The sequence below is a fragment of the Amycolatopsis nalaikhensis genome (assembly GCF_030264295.1).
GTDB lineage: Bacteria > Actinomycetota > Actinomycetes > Mycobacteriales > Pseudonocardiaceae > Amycolatopsis > Amycolatopsis nalaikhensis.
This window is the reverse complement of sequence record NZ_CP127173.1, coordinates 1,918,573-1,933,212: the sequence shown is the minus strand read 5'-3', so window position 1 is coordinate 1,933,212 and position 14,640 is coordinate 1,918,573. Positions and strand designations below refer to the sequence as shown.

Annotated in this window: 9 protein-coding genes and 2 pseudogenes; 5 read left to right on the top strand and 6 right to left on the bottom strand. The window is 69.4% G+C overall.

The features are described 5' to 3' along the window. The first annotated feature begins 7 nt into the window (after positions 1 to 7). The 3 genes and pseudogenes from rpoB to QP939_RS09290 all read left to right on the top strand — a co-directional run bounded on the left by rpoB (position 8) and on the right by QP939_RS09290 (position 9,399). Positions 8 to 3,512, top strand: a pseudogene (gene rpoB, locus QP939_RS09300) (DNA-directed RNA polymerase subunit beta). Positions 3,513 to 3,601: 89 nt separating this feature from the next. Further along, complete coding sequence (locus QP939_RS09295; RefSeq protein WP_285456219.1) at positions 3,602 to 7,513, top strand: DNA-directed RNA polymerase subunit beta'; 3,912 nt, start codon at positions 3,602 to 3,604, stop codon at positions 7,511 to 7,513. 164 nt (positions 7,514 to 7,677) lie between these two features. Next, positions 7,678 to 9,399 carry a SpaA isopeptide-forming pilin-related protein gene (locus tag QP939_RS09290; RefSeq protein WP_285456217.1) on the top strand — a complete coding sequence of 574 codons (1,722 nt, stop codon included), beginning with the start codon at positions 7,678 to 7,680 and terminating at the stop codon, positions 9,397 to 9,399. Positions 9,400 to 9,455: 56 nt separating this feature from the next. Here QP939_RS09290 and QP939_RS09285 read toward each other — a convergent pair whose 3' ends face one another. Further along, positions 9,456 to 10,238, bottom strand: a complete 783-nt coding sequence (locus QP939_RS09285; protein ID WP_285456215.1) for a M15 family metallopeptidase — start codon at positions 10,236 to 10,238, stop codon at positions 9,456 to 9,458. Between the two features lie 59 nt (positions 10,239 to 10,297). Beyond that, complete coding sequence (locus tag QP939_RS09280; protein WP_285456214.1) at positions 10,298 to 10,798, bottom strand: Lrp/AsnC family transcriptional regulator; 501 nt, start codon at positions 10,796 to 10,798, stop codon at positions 10,298 to 10,300. Between the two features lie 95 nt (positions 10,799 to 10,893). Between QP939_RS09280 and QP939_RS09275 the strand changes: the two genes are divergently transcribed. Next, on the top strand, positions 10,894 to 12,072 hold the full coding sequence (locus QP939_RS09275) for an MFS transporter (RefSeq protein ID WP_285456212.1): 1,179 nt from the start codon (positions 10,894 to 10,896) through the stop codon (positions 12,070 to 12,072). 13 nt (positions 12,073 to 12,085) lie between these two features. Here QP939_RS09275 and QP939_RS51795 read toward each other — a convergent pair whose 3' ends face one another. Continuing rightward, positions 12,086 to 12,214 carry a hypothetical protein gene (locus QP939_RS51795; RefSeq protein ID WP_352250807.1) on the bottom strand — a complete coding sequence of 43 codons (129 nt, stop codon included), beginning with the start codon at positions 12,212 to 12,214 and terminating at the stop codon, positions 12,086 to 12,088. Between the two features lie 70 nt (positions 12,215 to 12,284). Beyond that, positions 12,285 to 12,500, bottom strand: a pseudogene (locus tag QP939_RS51790) (GNAT family N-acetyltransferase); the annotation flags it as partial. 125 nt (positions 12,501 to 12,625) lie between these two features. Here QP939_RS51790 and QP939_RS09265 point away from each other — a divergent pair. Beyond that, positions 12,626 to 12,850 carry a hypothetical protein gene (locus QP939_RS09265; RefSeq protein WP_285456210.1) on the top strand — a complete coding sequence of 75 codons (225 nt, stop codon included), beginning with the start codon at positions 12,626 to 12,628 and terminating at the stop codon, positions 12,848 to 12,850. On the opposite strand, the gene QP939_RS09260 is transcribed toward QP939_RS09265, so the two are convergent. Together QP939_RS09260 and QP939_RS09255 are read right to left on the bottom strand one after the other, a co-directional pair. Beyond that, positions 12,831 to 13,448, bottom strand: coding sequence for a hypothetical protein (locus QP939_RS09260; RefSeq protein ID WP_285456208.1), 618 nt, complete (start codon positions 13,446 to 13,448; stop codon positions 12,831 to 12,833). The genes QP939_RS09265 and QP939_RS09260 overlap by 20 nt on opposite strands. Then, positions 13,448 to 14,638, bottom strand: coding sequence for a hypothetical protein (locus QP939_RS09255; RefSeq protein WP_285456207.1), 1,191 nt, complete (start codon positions 14,636 to 14,638; stop codon positions 13,448 to 13,450). Before QP939_RS09255 ends, QP939_RS09260 begins: the two co-directional genes overlap by 1 nt. Positions 14,639 to 14,640: the final 2 nt, after the last annotated feature.

The window sequence follows — 14,640 nt, the reverse complement described above, 5'->3', positions numbered from 1 at the left end:
ACGCATCTTGGCAGTCTCTCCCGCGAACCAGGCCACTGCTGCGACCACCTCGGCTGAATCTCGCTCGGAGTCCACGGGAATCCCCGGCGCGCCCAAGCGGGTTTCCTTCGCAAAGATTCGCGAACCCCTCAGCACTCCCAACCTGCTCGACGTCCAGATCCAGTCGTTCCAGTGGTTCACCGGGGACGAAGCGTGGTTCGAACGCCGTGTCGAAGAAGGTGAAGAAAACCCGGTCGGCGGCCTCGAAGAGGTCCTGAACGAGATCTCCCCGATCGAGGACTTCTCCGGTTCGATGTCCCTGTCCTTCTCCGCTCCGCGCTTCGACGAGGTCAAGGCCTCGATCGAGGAGTGCAAGGACAAGGACATGACGTACGCCGCGCCGCTGTTCGTCACGGCGGAGTTCGTCAACAACAACACGGGCGAGATCAAGAGCCAGACGGTCTTCCTGGGCGACTTCCCGGTGATGACCGACAAGGGCACGTTCATCATCAACGGCACCGAGCGTGTCGTCGTGTCCCAGCTGGTCCGCTCGCCGGGCGTCTACTACTCGAAGGACGTCGACAAGACGACCGACAAGGACGTCTTCAGCGTCCGCGTGATCCCGAGCCGCGGCGCGTGGCTCGAGTTCGACGTCGACAAGCGCGACACCGTCGGCGTCCGCATCGACCGCAAGCGCCGCCAGCCGGTCACCGTCCTGCTGAAGGCGCTCGGCTGGACCACCGAGGCGATCCGCGAGCGCTTCTCCTTCTCGGAGACGCTGCTGGCCACCCTCGAGAAGGACCACACCGCGGGCACCGACGAGGCGCTGCTCGACATCTACCGCAAGCTGCGCCCGGGCGAGCCGCCCACGAAGGAGAGCGCGCAGACCCTGCTGGAGAACCTGTTCTTCAAGGCGAAGCGCTACGACCTGGCCAAGGTCGGCCGGTACAAGGTCAACAAGAAGCTGGGCCTCGAGACGCCGTACGACACCGGGACGCTGACCGAAGAGGACATCGTCACCACCATCGAGTACCTGGTCCGGCTGCACGCCGGCGAGGACAAGATGACGGCGCAGAACGGCACCGAGATCCCGGTCGAGACCGACGACATCGACCACTTCGGCAACCGGCGCCTGCGCACGGTCGGCGAGCTGATCCAGAACCAGATCCGGGTCGGCCTCTCCCGCACCGAGCGCGTCGTGCGCGAGCGCATGACGACGCAGGACGTCGAGGCGATCACGCCGCAGACCCTGATCAACATCCGCCCGATCGGCGCGGCGATCAAGGAGTTCTTCGGCACCTCGCAGCTGTCGCAGTTCATGGACCAGAACAACCCGCTGTCGGGCCTGACGCACAAGCGGCGTCTGTCGGCTCTCGGCCCGGGTGGTCTGTCGCGTGAGCGCGCCGGCATGGAGGTCCGGGACGTCCACCCGTCGCACTACGGCCGCATGTGCCCGATCGAGACGCCGGAAGGCCCGAACATCGGCCTGATCGGCTCGCTCTGCTCGTACGCGCGGGTCAACCCGTTCGGCTTCATCGAGACGCCGTACCGCAAGGTCGTCGAGGGCCGGGTCACCGACCAGGTCGACTACCTGACCGCGGACGAAGAGGACCGGTACGTCAAGGCCCAGGCCAACGCGCCGATCTCGGACGACGGCACCTTCGTGGAAGACCGGGTCATGGCCCGCCGCAAGGGTGGCGAGGTCGAGCTGATCGACCCGCTCGACATCGACTACATGGACGTCTCGCCGCGGCAGATGGTCTCGGTCGCGACGGCGATGATCCCGTTCCTCGAGCACGACGACGCGAACCGCGCGCTGATGGGCGCGAACATGCAGCGCCAGGCCGTGCCGCTGCTGCGCAACCAGGCCCCGTACGTGGGCACGGGTGTGGAGCTGCGCGCCGCGGTCGACGCCGGTGACGTGCTCGTCGCCGAGCAGGCCGGTGTCGTCGAGGAGCTCTCGGCGGACCTGATCACGATCATGCACGACGACGGCACGCGGAAGAGCTACGGGCTGTACAAGTTCCGTCGCTCGAACCACGGCACCTGCTTCAACCACCGCCCGATCGTCAACGAGGGCGACCGGGTCGAGCAGGGGCAGGTCATCGCCGACGGCCCGTCCACCGAGAACGGTGAGATGGCGCTCGGCAAGAACCTGCTCGTCGCGGTCATGCCGTGGGAGGGCCACAACTACGAGGACGCGATCATCCTCTCCGAGCGCCTGGTGCAGGACGACGTGCTGACGTCGATCCACATCGAGGAGCACGAGATCGACGCCCGCGACACGAAGCTGGGCGCCGAGGAGATCACCCGGGACATCCCGAACGTCTCCGAGGAGGTGCTGGCCGACCTCGACGAGCGCGGCATCATCCGCATCGGTGCCGAGGTCCGCGACGGCGACATCCTGGTCGGCAAGGTCACGCCGAAGGGCGAGACCGAGCTGACCCCGGAGGAGCGCCTGCTCCGCGCGATCTTCGGCGAGAAGGCCCGCGAGGTCCGCGACACCTCCCTGAAGGTGCCGCACGGCGAGACCGGCAAGGTCATCGGCATCCGCGTGTTCTCGCGCGAGGACGACGACGAGCTGCCCCCGGGCGTCAACGAGCTGGTCCGCGTCTACGTGGCCCAGAAGCGCAAGATCCAGCCGGGCGACAAGCTCGCCGGCCGGCACGGGAACAAGGGTGTCATCGGCAAGATCCTGCCGGTCGAGGACATGCCGTTCATGGAGGACGGCACCCCGGTCGACATCATCCTGAACACCCACGGTGTGCCGCGACGGATGAACATCGGCCAGATCCTCGAGCTGCACCTGGGCTGGCTGGCGTCGCAGGGCTGGACGATCGAGGGCAACCCGGACTGGGCGAAGAACCTTTCGCCGGAGCTCTACGACGTCGCGCCCGGCACGAACACCGCCACCCCGGTGTTCGACGGCGCGAAGGAAGAGGAGCTCACCGGGCTGCTCGGGGCGACCAAGCCGAACCGCGACGGCGAGCGCATGGTCAAGGAGAACGGCAAGGCCACGCTGTTCGACGGCCGCTCCGGCGAGCCGTACCCGTACCCGGTCTCGGTCGGCTACATGTACATCCTGAAGCTGCACCACCTGGTCGACGACAAGATCCACGCCCGCTCCACCGGCCCGTACTCGATGATCACGCAGCAGCCGCTGGGTGGTAAGGCGCAGTTCGGTGGCCAGCGCTTCGGTGAGATGGAGTGCTGGGCGATGCAGGCGTACGGCGCCGCCTACACGCTGCAGGAGCTGCTGACGATCAAGTCGGACGACGTGGTCGGCCGCGTCAAGGTGTACGAGGCGATCGTCAAGGGGGAGAACATCCCCGAGCCGGGCATCCCGGAGTCGTTCAAGGTGCTCCTCGAGGAGGCTCCAGTCGCTGTGCCTCAACGTCGAGGTGCTCTCCAGCGACGGCGCGGCGATCGAGATGCGCGACTCCGACGACGAGGACCTCGAGCGCGCCGCGGCGAACCTCGGCATCAACCTGTCCCGCAACGAGTCGCCCTCGGTGGACGACGTCGTGCACTGATCCGGTGTCGAGCGGGGACCTGCCTCCCGTGGGTCCCCGCTCCACCGCCGACCCCTCTCTAGCCGATACAACCCCAAGGGGACTTAGACGTGCTGGACGTCAACTTCTTCGATGAGCTCCGCATTGGTCTCGCCACGGCCGACGACATCCGTCAGTGGTCGTACGGCGAGGTCAAGAAGCCGGAGACCATCAACTACCGGACGCTCAAGCCCGAGAAGGACGGCCTCTTCTGCGAGAAGATCTTCGGCCCGACCCGGGACTGGGAGTGCTACTGCGGCAAGTACAAGCGCGTCCGCTTCAAGGGCATCATCTGTGAGCGCTGCGGCGTCGAGGTGACCCGCGCCAAGGTGCGCCGCGAGCGGATGGGCCACATCGAGCTGGCCGCCCCGGTCACGCACATCTGGTACTTCAAGGGTGTTCCCTCGCGCCTCGGCTACCTGCTGGACCTGGCGCCGAAGGACCTCGAGAAGATCATCTACTTCGCGGCTTACGTCATCACCGGCGTGAACACGGAGCTGCGCCACAACGACCTGCCGACCCTCGAGAACGAGATCGGCGTCGAGCGCAAGAACCTCGAGACCAAGCGGGATGCCGACATCGAGGCCCGCGCGCAGAAGCTGGAAGCCGACCTGGCCGAGCTGGAGGCGGAGGGCGCCAAGTCCGACGTCCGCCGCAAGGTCAAGGAGGGCGGCGAGCGCGAGATGCGCCAGATCCGTGACCGCGCCGGTCGCGAGCTGGACCGTCTCGAGGAGGTCTGGACGACCTTCACCAAGCTCGACACCCGCCAGCTGATCGCCGACGAGCTGCTCTACCGTGAGCTCGTCGACCGCTACGGCGAGTACTTCACCGGCGGCATGGGCGCGGAGGCCATCCAGAAGCTGGCCACCGAGTTCGACGTCAACGCCGAGGCCGAGAGCCTGCGCGACACCATCCGCAACGGCAAGGGGCAGAAGAAGCTCCGCGCGCTGAAGCGGCTCAAGGTCGTCGCGGCCTTCCAGGCCACCGGCAACGACCCGCGCGGCATGGTGCTGGACGCCGTCCCGGTCATCCCGCCGGACCTGCGCCCGATGGTGCAGCTGGACGGTGGCCGCTTCGCGACGTCGGACCTGAACGACCTGTACCGCCGGGTCATCAACCGGAACAACCGCCTCAAGCGGCTGATCGACCTCGGCGCGCCCGAGATCATCGTCAACAACGAGAAGCGGATGCTGCAGGAGGCCGTCGACGCGCTGTTCGACAACGGCCGCCGCGGCCGTCCGGTCACCGGCCCGGGCAACCGGCCGCTGAAGTCGCTGTCCGACCTCCTCAAGGGCAAGCAGGGCCGGTTCCGCCAGAACCTGCTCGGCAAGCGCGTCGACTACTCGGGCCGTTCGGTCATCATCGTGGGTCCGCAGCTGAAGCTGCACCAGTGCGGTCTGCCGAAGGACATGGCGCTCGAGCTGTTCAAGCCGTTCGTCATGAAGCGGCTGGTCGACCTGAACCACGCGCAGAACATCAAGTCCGCCAAGCGGATGGTGGAGCGCTCGCGGCCGCAGGTGTGGGACGTGCTGGAAGAGGTCATCACCGGCCACCCGGTGATGCTGAACCGCGCGCCGACGCTGCACCGCCTCGGCATCCAGGCCTTCGAGCCGCAGCTGGTCGAGGGCAAGGCCATCCAGCTGCACCCGCTGGTCTGCGAGGCGTTCAACGCGGACTTCGACGGTGACCAGATGGCGGTGCACCTGCCGCTGTCGGCCGAGGCGCAGGCCGAGGCCCGGATCCTGATGCTGTCGGCGAACAACATCCTGTCGCCGGCGTCGGGCCGTCCGCTCGCCATGCCGCGACTGGACATGGTCACGGGTCTGTTCCACCTGACCCGCCTCACCGAGGACGCCGAGGGCGCGGGCAACGCGTACTCGTCGCCCGCCGAGGCGATCATGGCCTTCGACCGCAAGGCGCTGAGCCTGCACGCCCCGATCAAGATCCGCATCACCGACCGTCAGCCCGCCAAGGCCGACGAGCCGGCGCTGGCGGAGAAGGGCTGGGAGCCCGGCAAGCCGTGGCTGGCCGAGACCACCCTGGGCCGCGTGCTGTTCAACGACCTGCTGCCGGCGGACTACCCGTTCATCAACGAGCCGATGCCGAAGAAGCGGCAGGCCGCGATCGTCAACGACCTCGCGGAGCGGTACTCGATGACGCAGGTCGCGCAGACGCTGGACAAGCTCAAGGACGCCGGTTTCTACTGGGCGACCCGGTCGGGTGTCACCGTGGCGATCTCCGACGTCCTGGTGCCGAAGGGCAAGCAGGCCATCCTCGACGAGTACGAGGGCAAGGCCTCCCAGGTGGAGAAGCGCTACCAGCGTGGTCAGCTGTCGCACGCCGAGCGGAACAACGAGCTCGTCAAGGTGTGGACGCAGGCCACCGAAGAGGTCCACAAGATCATGGAGACGGCGCTGCCGGACGACAACCCGATCGCGATGATCGTGAAGTCCGGCGCGGCGGGCAACATGACGCAGGTCCGGTCGCTGGCCGGGATGCGTGGCCTGGTGTCGAACCCGAAGGGTGAGTACATCCCGCGTCCGATCAAGGCCAACTTCCGTGAGGGCCTGTCGGTGGCGGAGTACTTCATCGCGACGCACGGTGCCCGGAAGGGTCTGGCGGACACGGCGCTGCGGACCGCCGACTCGGGTTACCTGACCCGGCGTCTGGTGGACGTCTCGCAGGACGTCATCGTCCGCGAGATCGACTGCGGCACCACCCGCGGCATCATGATGCCGATCGGCGAGGACCTCGGCGACGGCCGCGTGCTGCGCGACCAGCACGTCGAGACCTCGGTGTACGCGCGGAACCTCGCGACGGACGCCGTGGACGCCAAGGGCAACGTCGTGCTGAACGCCGGCGACGACCTGGGCGACCCGGCCATCGAGAAGCTGCTCGGCAGCGGCATCTCGAAGGTCAAGGTCCGCTCGGTGCTGACCTGCGAGTCGGCCGTCGGTATCTGCGCGACCTGCTACGGCCGCTCGATGGCGACCGGTCAGCTCGTCGACGTCGGCGAGGCGGTGGGTATCGTCGCCGCCCAGTCGATCGGTGAGCCGGGTACGCAGCTGACGATGCGTACGTTCCACCAGGGTGGTGTGGCCGGTGACGACATCACGACCGGTCTGCCGCGTGTCCAGGAGCTGTTCGAGGCCCGCGTCCCGAAGGGCAAGGCGCCCATCGCCGACGTCGACGGCCGCGTGCGGATCGAGGAGAGCGAGCGGTTCTGGAAGATCACCCTCATCCCGGACGACGGGGGCGAGGAGATCGTCTTCGACAAGCTGTCCAAGCGGCAGCGGCTCGCGAACACCCCGAACGGCCCGCTGGGCGACGGTGACCACGTCCACGTCGGTCAGCAGCTGCTCGAGGGCACGCCGGACCCGCACGAGGTCCTGCGGGTCATGGGGCCGCGCGAGGCGCAGATGCACCTGGTGGACGAGGTCCAGAAGGTGTACCGGGCGCAGGGTGTGTCGATCCACGACAAGCACATCGAGGTCATCGTCCGGCAGATGCTGCGCCGGGTGACGATCATCGACTCCGGGGCCACGGACTTCCTGCCGGGCGAGCTGCCCGAGCGGACGAAGTTCGAGGCGACGAACCGCGCCGCGGTCGCCGAGGGCGGCGAGCCGGCTTCGGGTCGTCCGGTGCTGATGGGTATCACGAAGGCGTCGCTCACCACGGACTCGTGGCTGTCGGCGGCGTCGTTCCAGGAGACCACGCGAGTCCTGACCGACGCGGCGATCAACGGCCGCTCGGACAAGCTCGTCGGCCTCAAGGAGAACGTGATCATCGGTAAGCTGATCCCGGCCGGTACGGGCATCAACAAGTACCGCAACATCCAGGTGCAGCCGACCGAGGAGGCCCGGGTCGCGGCGTACGCGATCCCGTCCTACGACGACGGCTACTACACCCCGGACGTGTTCGGGACGGGCACCGGTGCCGCGGTGCCGCTGGACGACTACGACTTCGGCCGCGACTTCCGCTGACGAAGCTGTTCTCAGGAAAGGCCCTCGCCGGGTTTCCGGCGGGGGCCTTTCCCGTTTTGGCACCTCGATGACTATTAACTCCTGCAATTACCCGATAGAGTGACCCGGTTCACGCGGTTCGGGGGCTTTGCGCGTTTCCAACGGGTAATCAGGGGTGACTGTTCGTGAACAAATCCAGAGGCGCGAGATCTGTCGCGCGCACATTCGCGACCCTCGCGGCCGCGGCGGCGTTGACCAGCGTGTTCGCCGCGCCGGCGGGGGCGGAGGAGCCGACGTCGACGGCACCGTCCACGGTGGAAGCGCCGAGCAGCAGTTCGACCGCGCCGACGCCGACTTCTTCCGCGCCGGAGAGCAAACCCGCGGCCCAGCCGCAGGCCGAACCCGTGGAGCGGGCCCAGGTCGAAATCTCGGCCGTCTTCGACAAGGAGACCTACCAGACCGATGAGGACGTCCACTTCACCTTCAAGGTGACCAACGTCGGCTCGGCCACCGCGAAGGGCCTTACGGTCTGGCAGCGCTTCGACCAGCCGACTGATCTGAACGTCCCGTACGAGCCGGGCTGGGGCCCGCTCACGAGCGGCAACCCCGGGGTCGACCTCGAGCCCGGCAAGACGTTCGTGCTCCACGGCACCGGCAAGATCCGGGACATCGACCAGGACTCCACGGTCCTGCGGGGCGTCGTGTTCGACGCGACCAACTTCGGCGTCGGGGAGTTCACCGCCAAGGCGGCGGTCGCCAAGGTGGCCGGGCGCGCGACGGGCGTCGTGTACGGCGACAAGAACGGCGACGCCACGCTCGACGACGGCGAACAGCTTGCGGGGGCGAAGCTGACCTTGCGCTACGTCCACGGCGACAAGACCTACACGGCCACGAGCGACGCCGACGGGAAGTTCACCTTCGCCGACCTCCCGGCCGCCGAGTACTACCTCGGCGGCGAGGTCGTCAACGGCTGGCTGATCCCGTGGCAGACCATCCGGATCGGACCGGACTCGAAGGACCTGCTCGTCCGCGGGGCACCGCCGCTGAACGGCGCGCTCAAGGCGACGATGGCGTTCACCCAGGACAGCTACAAGGTCGGCGACCTCGCGCACGTCACCGTGACGCTGTCGAACTCGGGCAAGACCCCGCTCGTCGGCATCGTGGCCGCGTGCAACCGCATCGGCGACCCGCACCACCTGACCGGCCGCACCCCCGGCTGGGGTGACCTCGCGACGACCGGCGTGACGATCGCCCCGGGCGAGACGCGCACCTTCGACGTGACCGAGGCGGTGCCGGAGGCCGCGTTCAACCGCGGGTACGTCGTGGTCTCGTGCGACTTCGGGTACGACGAGGTCGACATCGAAAACCACGCGGACGCCGGTGACCAGGCGTGGGTGCCGGGTGCCAAGGCCACGATCATCGGCCGGGTGGTGCACGGTGAGCAGGGGCTCGCGGGCGTCAAGGCGGTGCTCGTGTCCGACCAGAAGTGCCCGGTCGTCGGCGAGCAGACGACCGACGCGAGCGGGACCTTCGAGTTCCACGACGTGGTGCCGGGCCCGAACTACGACATCTACCTCCTGCCGCCGTCGGGTTGGCGGATCAAGTACGACAACCCGACTTCGCCCGACGTCCGCGGCCCGGCGGACCAGCCCGCCCGGCTGTTCATCGAGGCCGAGGAGGGTGACGCGCCGCTGCCGACGGTGCCGGCCAACCCCGCCGACTGCACGCCCGGCGCGCCCACCTCGACCACCGGCGCGGCCGGTGGCACGGGCGGCGGCCAGAGCAGCGGCTCCGGCCTGGCCAGCACCGGTGTGGAGGCCCTCGGCCTCGGCGCGCTCGCGCTGACGGCCCTGGCGCTCGGCGGCGGCCTGGTCTTCACCGCCCGCCGTCGCAAGCGCGCGGCCTGACGAACACACGACAGCGCCCCTCGGTCCACTGTGGACCGAGGGGCGCTTTTCGCGTTTCAGCGGAGGCTGCGGCGGGACACCGGGAAGTCGAAGTAGGTGTCCGGGAAGGGCTCGCCGTTCAGCGTGTAGTGCCACCACTCTTCGGGCAGGTTGCGGAAACCCGCCGCGGCCATGGTGTTCTTCAGCAGGTCGCGGTTCTGGCGCGCGACCCCGGTGATCGCCGGGTTGTCCGTGTGCGCCAGCGGGTCGAAGCAGTCGAAGCCCGTGCCCATGTCGACCATGTTGTCGCCGAAGCGCTCGCCCTGCGGGGCGAAGCACGGCTTCAGCGGCTCGCTCGGGATGTAGGGCCGCTGCGGTCGCGGCGGGAGCTTGACGATCGTGAGGTCCATCGTGCTGCCGCGGCTGTGCCCGGACTTCTCGGCGATGTAGCCGTCGGCGAAGAGCCGGTCCTTGGCGACGTTCGGGTAGAACTCGGCCTTCATCTTCTCGTCGGCGAGGTCCTTCGCCCACCGCACGAAGTGGTCGACCGCCCGCTGCGGGCGGTAGCAGTCGTAGACCTTGAGCGTGTAGCCCTGCCGCAGCAGCCGCGCCTGGACGTTCCGCAGGCCTTCGGCGGCCGGCCGGGTCAGGATGCAGAGCGGCTGGCGGTAACCGTCGACGCGCTCGCCGACGAAGTTGTGGCGGGTGAAGTACCGGATGTCCTGCAGGATCGTCGGGGCGACGTCGGAGAGCGCGACGAACTCGCGCGGCGCGGTCGGCGTGGCCGCTTGGGCGGTTCCGGGGGCGACGAGGGCGGCCGCGGCCGCGAGGGCGACGGCGAAAGTCCGGAAGATCGGCATCCTTCTCGTCTATCAGGTGCGAACCGGGCGGACAGCCGCCTCCCGGGCAGCACTTCGGGTCACGACCAGCCTTCCGGCGTGCTCGCCCGGAGGAAGTCGTCCGACGGCGGCTGCACCGGCCTGCCCTCGTACTGCGTCGAGAGCACCACCGACGACCGCAGCTCGCCGTGCTTGCCCAGGCGTTCCAGCAGGCCCTCGAAGTGCTCCAGCGACGCCGCGCGGATCTTCAGCATCGTGCAGTGGTCGCCGGAGAGCCGGTGGATCTCGACGACCTCCGGGTAGTCCTCGGACTTCGACGTCTTCAGCAGGCAGCTGCTCAGCGCGCACCGCATCTCGACGAACGCCTGCAGCGGCTGGCCCGCCCGCCGCGCGTCGACCTGGGCGCGGTACCCCGTGATCACCCCGGTCTCCTCGAGCCGCCGCACCCGCTCGGCCACCGCGGGCGCCGAGAGGTTGATCCGGCGGCCGAGCTCCTTGAACGACAGCCTCCCGTCGGCCTGCAGCAGGTCCAGCAACCGCCAGTCGACGTCGTCCAGGGCCTTTTCCGAACGAAAGGTCATGGCCCCCATCTTCCTTCCGAAGCGCGGGCCGAGCGACCGAAATCCCGTTGATCGTCCCTTCGGCGCGCGGCCGGAAATCCCTAAAGTTCCTGGTCATGGGGACTTTGACGACCACCGGGCGGACCCGGTCGATGGGGGCGCTGTTCGCCGGCGTCGCGTTGCTCAACACGGCCACGGTCGGCCTGAGCACGGCGGCGACGCTGATCGTCGCCGCGGGCAGCGGGCCGGGCTGGAGCGGTTTGCCGAGCGTCGCGAGCGTGCTCGGCACCGCGGCCGGGGCGCTCGGCGCGGGGCTGCTGCTGCCCGCGCACGGCCGTCGCCGCGTGCTGGTTTCGGGCTACGGCGTCGCGGCGGCCGGCGCGCTGATCGCGTTCGCCGCCGCGCTGGCGACGTCGGTGGTGCCGCTGCTGCTCGGGATCCTGCTGGTCGGCATCGGCAACGGCGGGGCGCAGCTGTCGCGCTACCTCGCCGCGGACCTGTACCCGGAGGAACGCCGCGGCCGCGCGCTCTCGACGGTCGTCTGGGCCGGGACGGTCGGCGCGCTGGTCGGCCCGGCGCTGATGGCCCCGGCGGCCGACGTCGTGACGGCGCTGGGCTGGCCCTCGCTGTCCGGTCCGGTGGCGGTCGCGGTGCTGGCCACCGCCGGTGCGGCGCTGGCCGCGTCGCTGCTGCCGCGCGACGTCCCGCCGCCGCGGGAGCCGGTGGTCACCCCGGTCGTCGCGCCGGTGCGGTCGGCCGCCGTGGTGAAGCCGCTGGTCGCGATGGTCGCCGCGCAGCTCACGATGGTCGCGGTGATGACCATGACGCCGCTGCAGCTGGAGAGCCACGGGCACGGCCTCGACGTCGTCGGCTGGGTGCTGAGCGCGCACATGATCGGCATGTTCGCGCTGGCGCCGCTGTCCGGCTGGATCGCCGACCGCTGGGGCCCGCGCGTGACGGTCAACGCGGGCCTCGGCGTGCTGGCACTGTCGACGGCGACGGCGATCGCGGCCCCGACGGCGCACAGCTCCGGCCTGCCGGTGGCGTTGTTCCTGCTGGGGTACGGCTGGAACCTCGTGTTCGTCGGCGGCAGCGCGCAGCTGAGCCGCGACCTCGAGCCGCAGACGCGCAACCGGGTGCGGGGCTTCGTCGACGCGGTGGTGTGGTCGGCGTCCGCGCTCGCCGGGCTCGGCTCCGGGCAGCTGTTCGCCGGCGGCGGGTACGGCCTCGTCGCGGTCGTCGGCGGGGTGCTCGCGCTGCTCCCGCTGGCGTTGCTGGCCCCGCGGCGGACGTGACGGTTCAGGGCCGTCAGCCGAGGGGCTTGGCGAACCAGTGCTCGGCGAACTGTTCGTCGTTGAACGGCTCGACCTCGGCGTAGCCGACCTTCGCGTACAGCGCGCGGGCCTCGACGAGGTCGTGGCGGGTGTCGAGCCGCATCAGCCGGGAACCGAGCTTCCCGTGCGGCTTCTTCGGCGGCCGCCACCAGCGCGGGCGCGCCGCCCGTGCCGCGGTGCCCGGGCCGCACGAACACCTTGGTCAGCTCGCTGATCCCCGGCTCGACCACCCGGGTCCCGGCGCAGCCCGCGACCGCGCCGTCGACGTACCCGACGAGGAACGCCCCGGTGGGCGGCACCAGGTCCGTGCCCGGTTCTTCGGCCACGTAGTGCGTGAGCTCCGCTTCGGTGATCGGGCGACCGAAGTAGCGTGAAGCGACTTCGTCCATGTACTCGCGCATGATCGCGACGGCGTCCGGGTGCGCGACGTCGATCCGGGTGATCTTCCAGTCCACGTCCTCATCCTGGGGTCGCTGTCCAGCGAATTCCGCCGGCCCCGGGCACCATGGGAACCATGACGACCCTCACGAAGCGCCTCGCGGTGGTGGCCGTCCTCCTGGTCACCCTGGGCGCGGTCCTGCTGTCGATCGGCGCCATCGGCTTCCGGGCGACCTCCGACCAGCCCGACGCCAACATCGGCGCCGGCTTCGCTCTGCTGGCGGGCCCCTACATCGTGGGGCTGGGCCTGGTCTTCGCGCTGTCGGCGGGCCTGACGCACCTCACGACGCGGCGTCGCTGACGTCCCACAGCGCGGCCGGCAGGTGGTCGGCCAGGTCGGCGAGGTACTCGGCCTCGGCCACGACGTTCTGCCGCGTCGCGCAGCCCTGGCCCCACGTGCGGGCCGAGCCGTGCTCGACGACGACGTCACGCTGAGCGAACCGCGGGTGCGCGGCCAGCCAGCGGCTCAGCTCGGCCTCGAGCCCCGGGTCCGACGGCACCGCCACGCCCTTCCCGGCGGTGATCCGCAGCTGCGGCGACGGCGGCACGCGGACCTGGGTGACGTGGACGTCGCGGAAGTACGTGTGGTCGTCGAAGTGCCGGTACGGCTCCTGGCCGTCGACGGCGATCACCGGCCGGTCGCGGTGGCGGAACTCGACCCACGCCTTGTGGCCGCTTTCGACCAGCGGCCGCCCGGACGGGTGGAGCACGCCGAACGTCGGCGCCGGGTTCGCGTCACCGGCGACGCCGCTGTGGAACGCGCCGCCGCGCTCGGCCGCGAACGCCTTGAACCAGTGCTCCCGGCGCCCTTCGACGTACTTCGTGTGCGAGCGCCACCAGATCGCGGCCGCACCCGCGAAGATCGCCGCGATCAGGACCACCACCACGACCAGGAGCATCAGAAGTCCAGGTCCTCGCGCGTCTCTTCGTCGGACTGCTCGCGGCCCTTCTCGCCGGAGTCGCTCGCCTTCTTGGCGTTCTTGACGTGGCTGTTGAGCTTGCCGAGGTGGTCGTTCAGCGTCTTCGCCGGGTTGTCGCCCGGCTTGGCCGGGTTGAACGCGAAGACGCCCTTGGCCGCGGCCTCGCCGCCCTTCTTCGCGATCTCGGACAGGGCGTTCTTCCCGGCCCGCTTGCCGATCATCCCCTCGGCGCCCTTGAGCTTGTCGACCATGCTCTTGCCCGCGTTCGCTTCGGCGAGCTCCTTCAGCTTGCCCGCGGTCTTGCCTTCGGCGAACACCTTGCCCAGCTTGGTCGCGGCCAGCTTGGCCTTCATCTTCTGCAGCCAGGCGAGGATCTTCTGGAGCAGCTCGCGGACCTTCGACACCTTCTGCGTCGTCTTCGCGGTGGTCGTGCCGAGCTTGACCTCCGACGCCGTGCCCGCGGTGGCGACCGACGCCCCGCAGGTGGGCACCGCGGCCGCCAGCGCCGGGATCCAGATCATGATCAGCCAGGTGACCAGCTCGGTGAGGATCGCCTTGATGAGGTCCTCGATGAAGCTCATCAGCATGCTGCTCAGCTGCAGCATCTGCGCGAGGTCGCCCGACTTCGCGGAGACACCGCCGATGCCGTGGGCGAACTCGCCGAGCGACCGGCGCGCGGCGTCGCCGGCGTCACCCTTCCAGTCCGCCAGTGACGTGTCCGCGACCTCGGCGAAGTTCTTCGCCAGCTGGTCGAGACCGGTGGCGATGGCGGAGAAGTTGTCGGCGGCGATGCCGAGCGCCGGCCCGTCGCCGCTGACGAAGTGGATCGCGTCCTGGATCGGCTGGACCGCGCTGATCAGGAAGTTCAATCCCTGCCCGACGAGCCAGCCGAGCGGGTCGGTGGCGATGTCGGTGATCGTGCTGGCACTCGATTGGATGAAGCTGGTCGTGTCGGTCGCGATCGTGCCGAGGCCGAGCGCGATGTCGACGCCGTCGGGGTGCGGCGCGGTCGCCGCCTTGAACACCGAGGAGACGTCCTTGCCGACGGTCACCGCGCCGCCGACGAACGGCGTCGCCTTGACCGCGTTGTCGACGTTCACCCCGAGGACCGTGTTCGGGTCGTCGCTCTTCACGCTGACGCCGCTCGCGACGTCCTGGAACTCCGCCATCG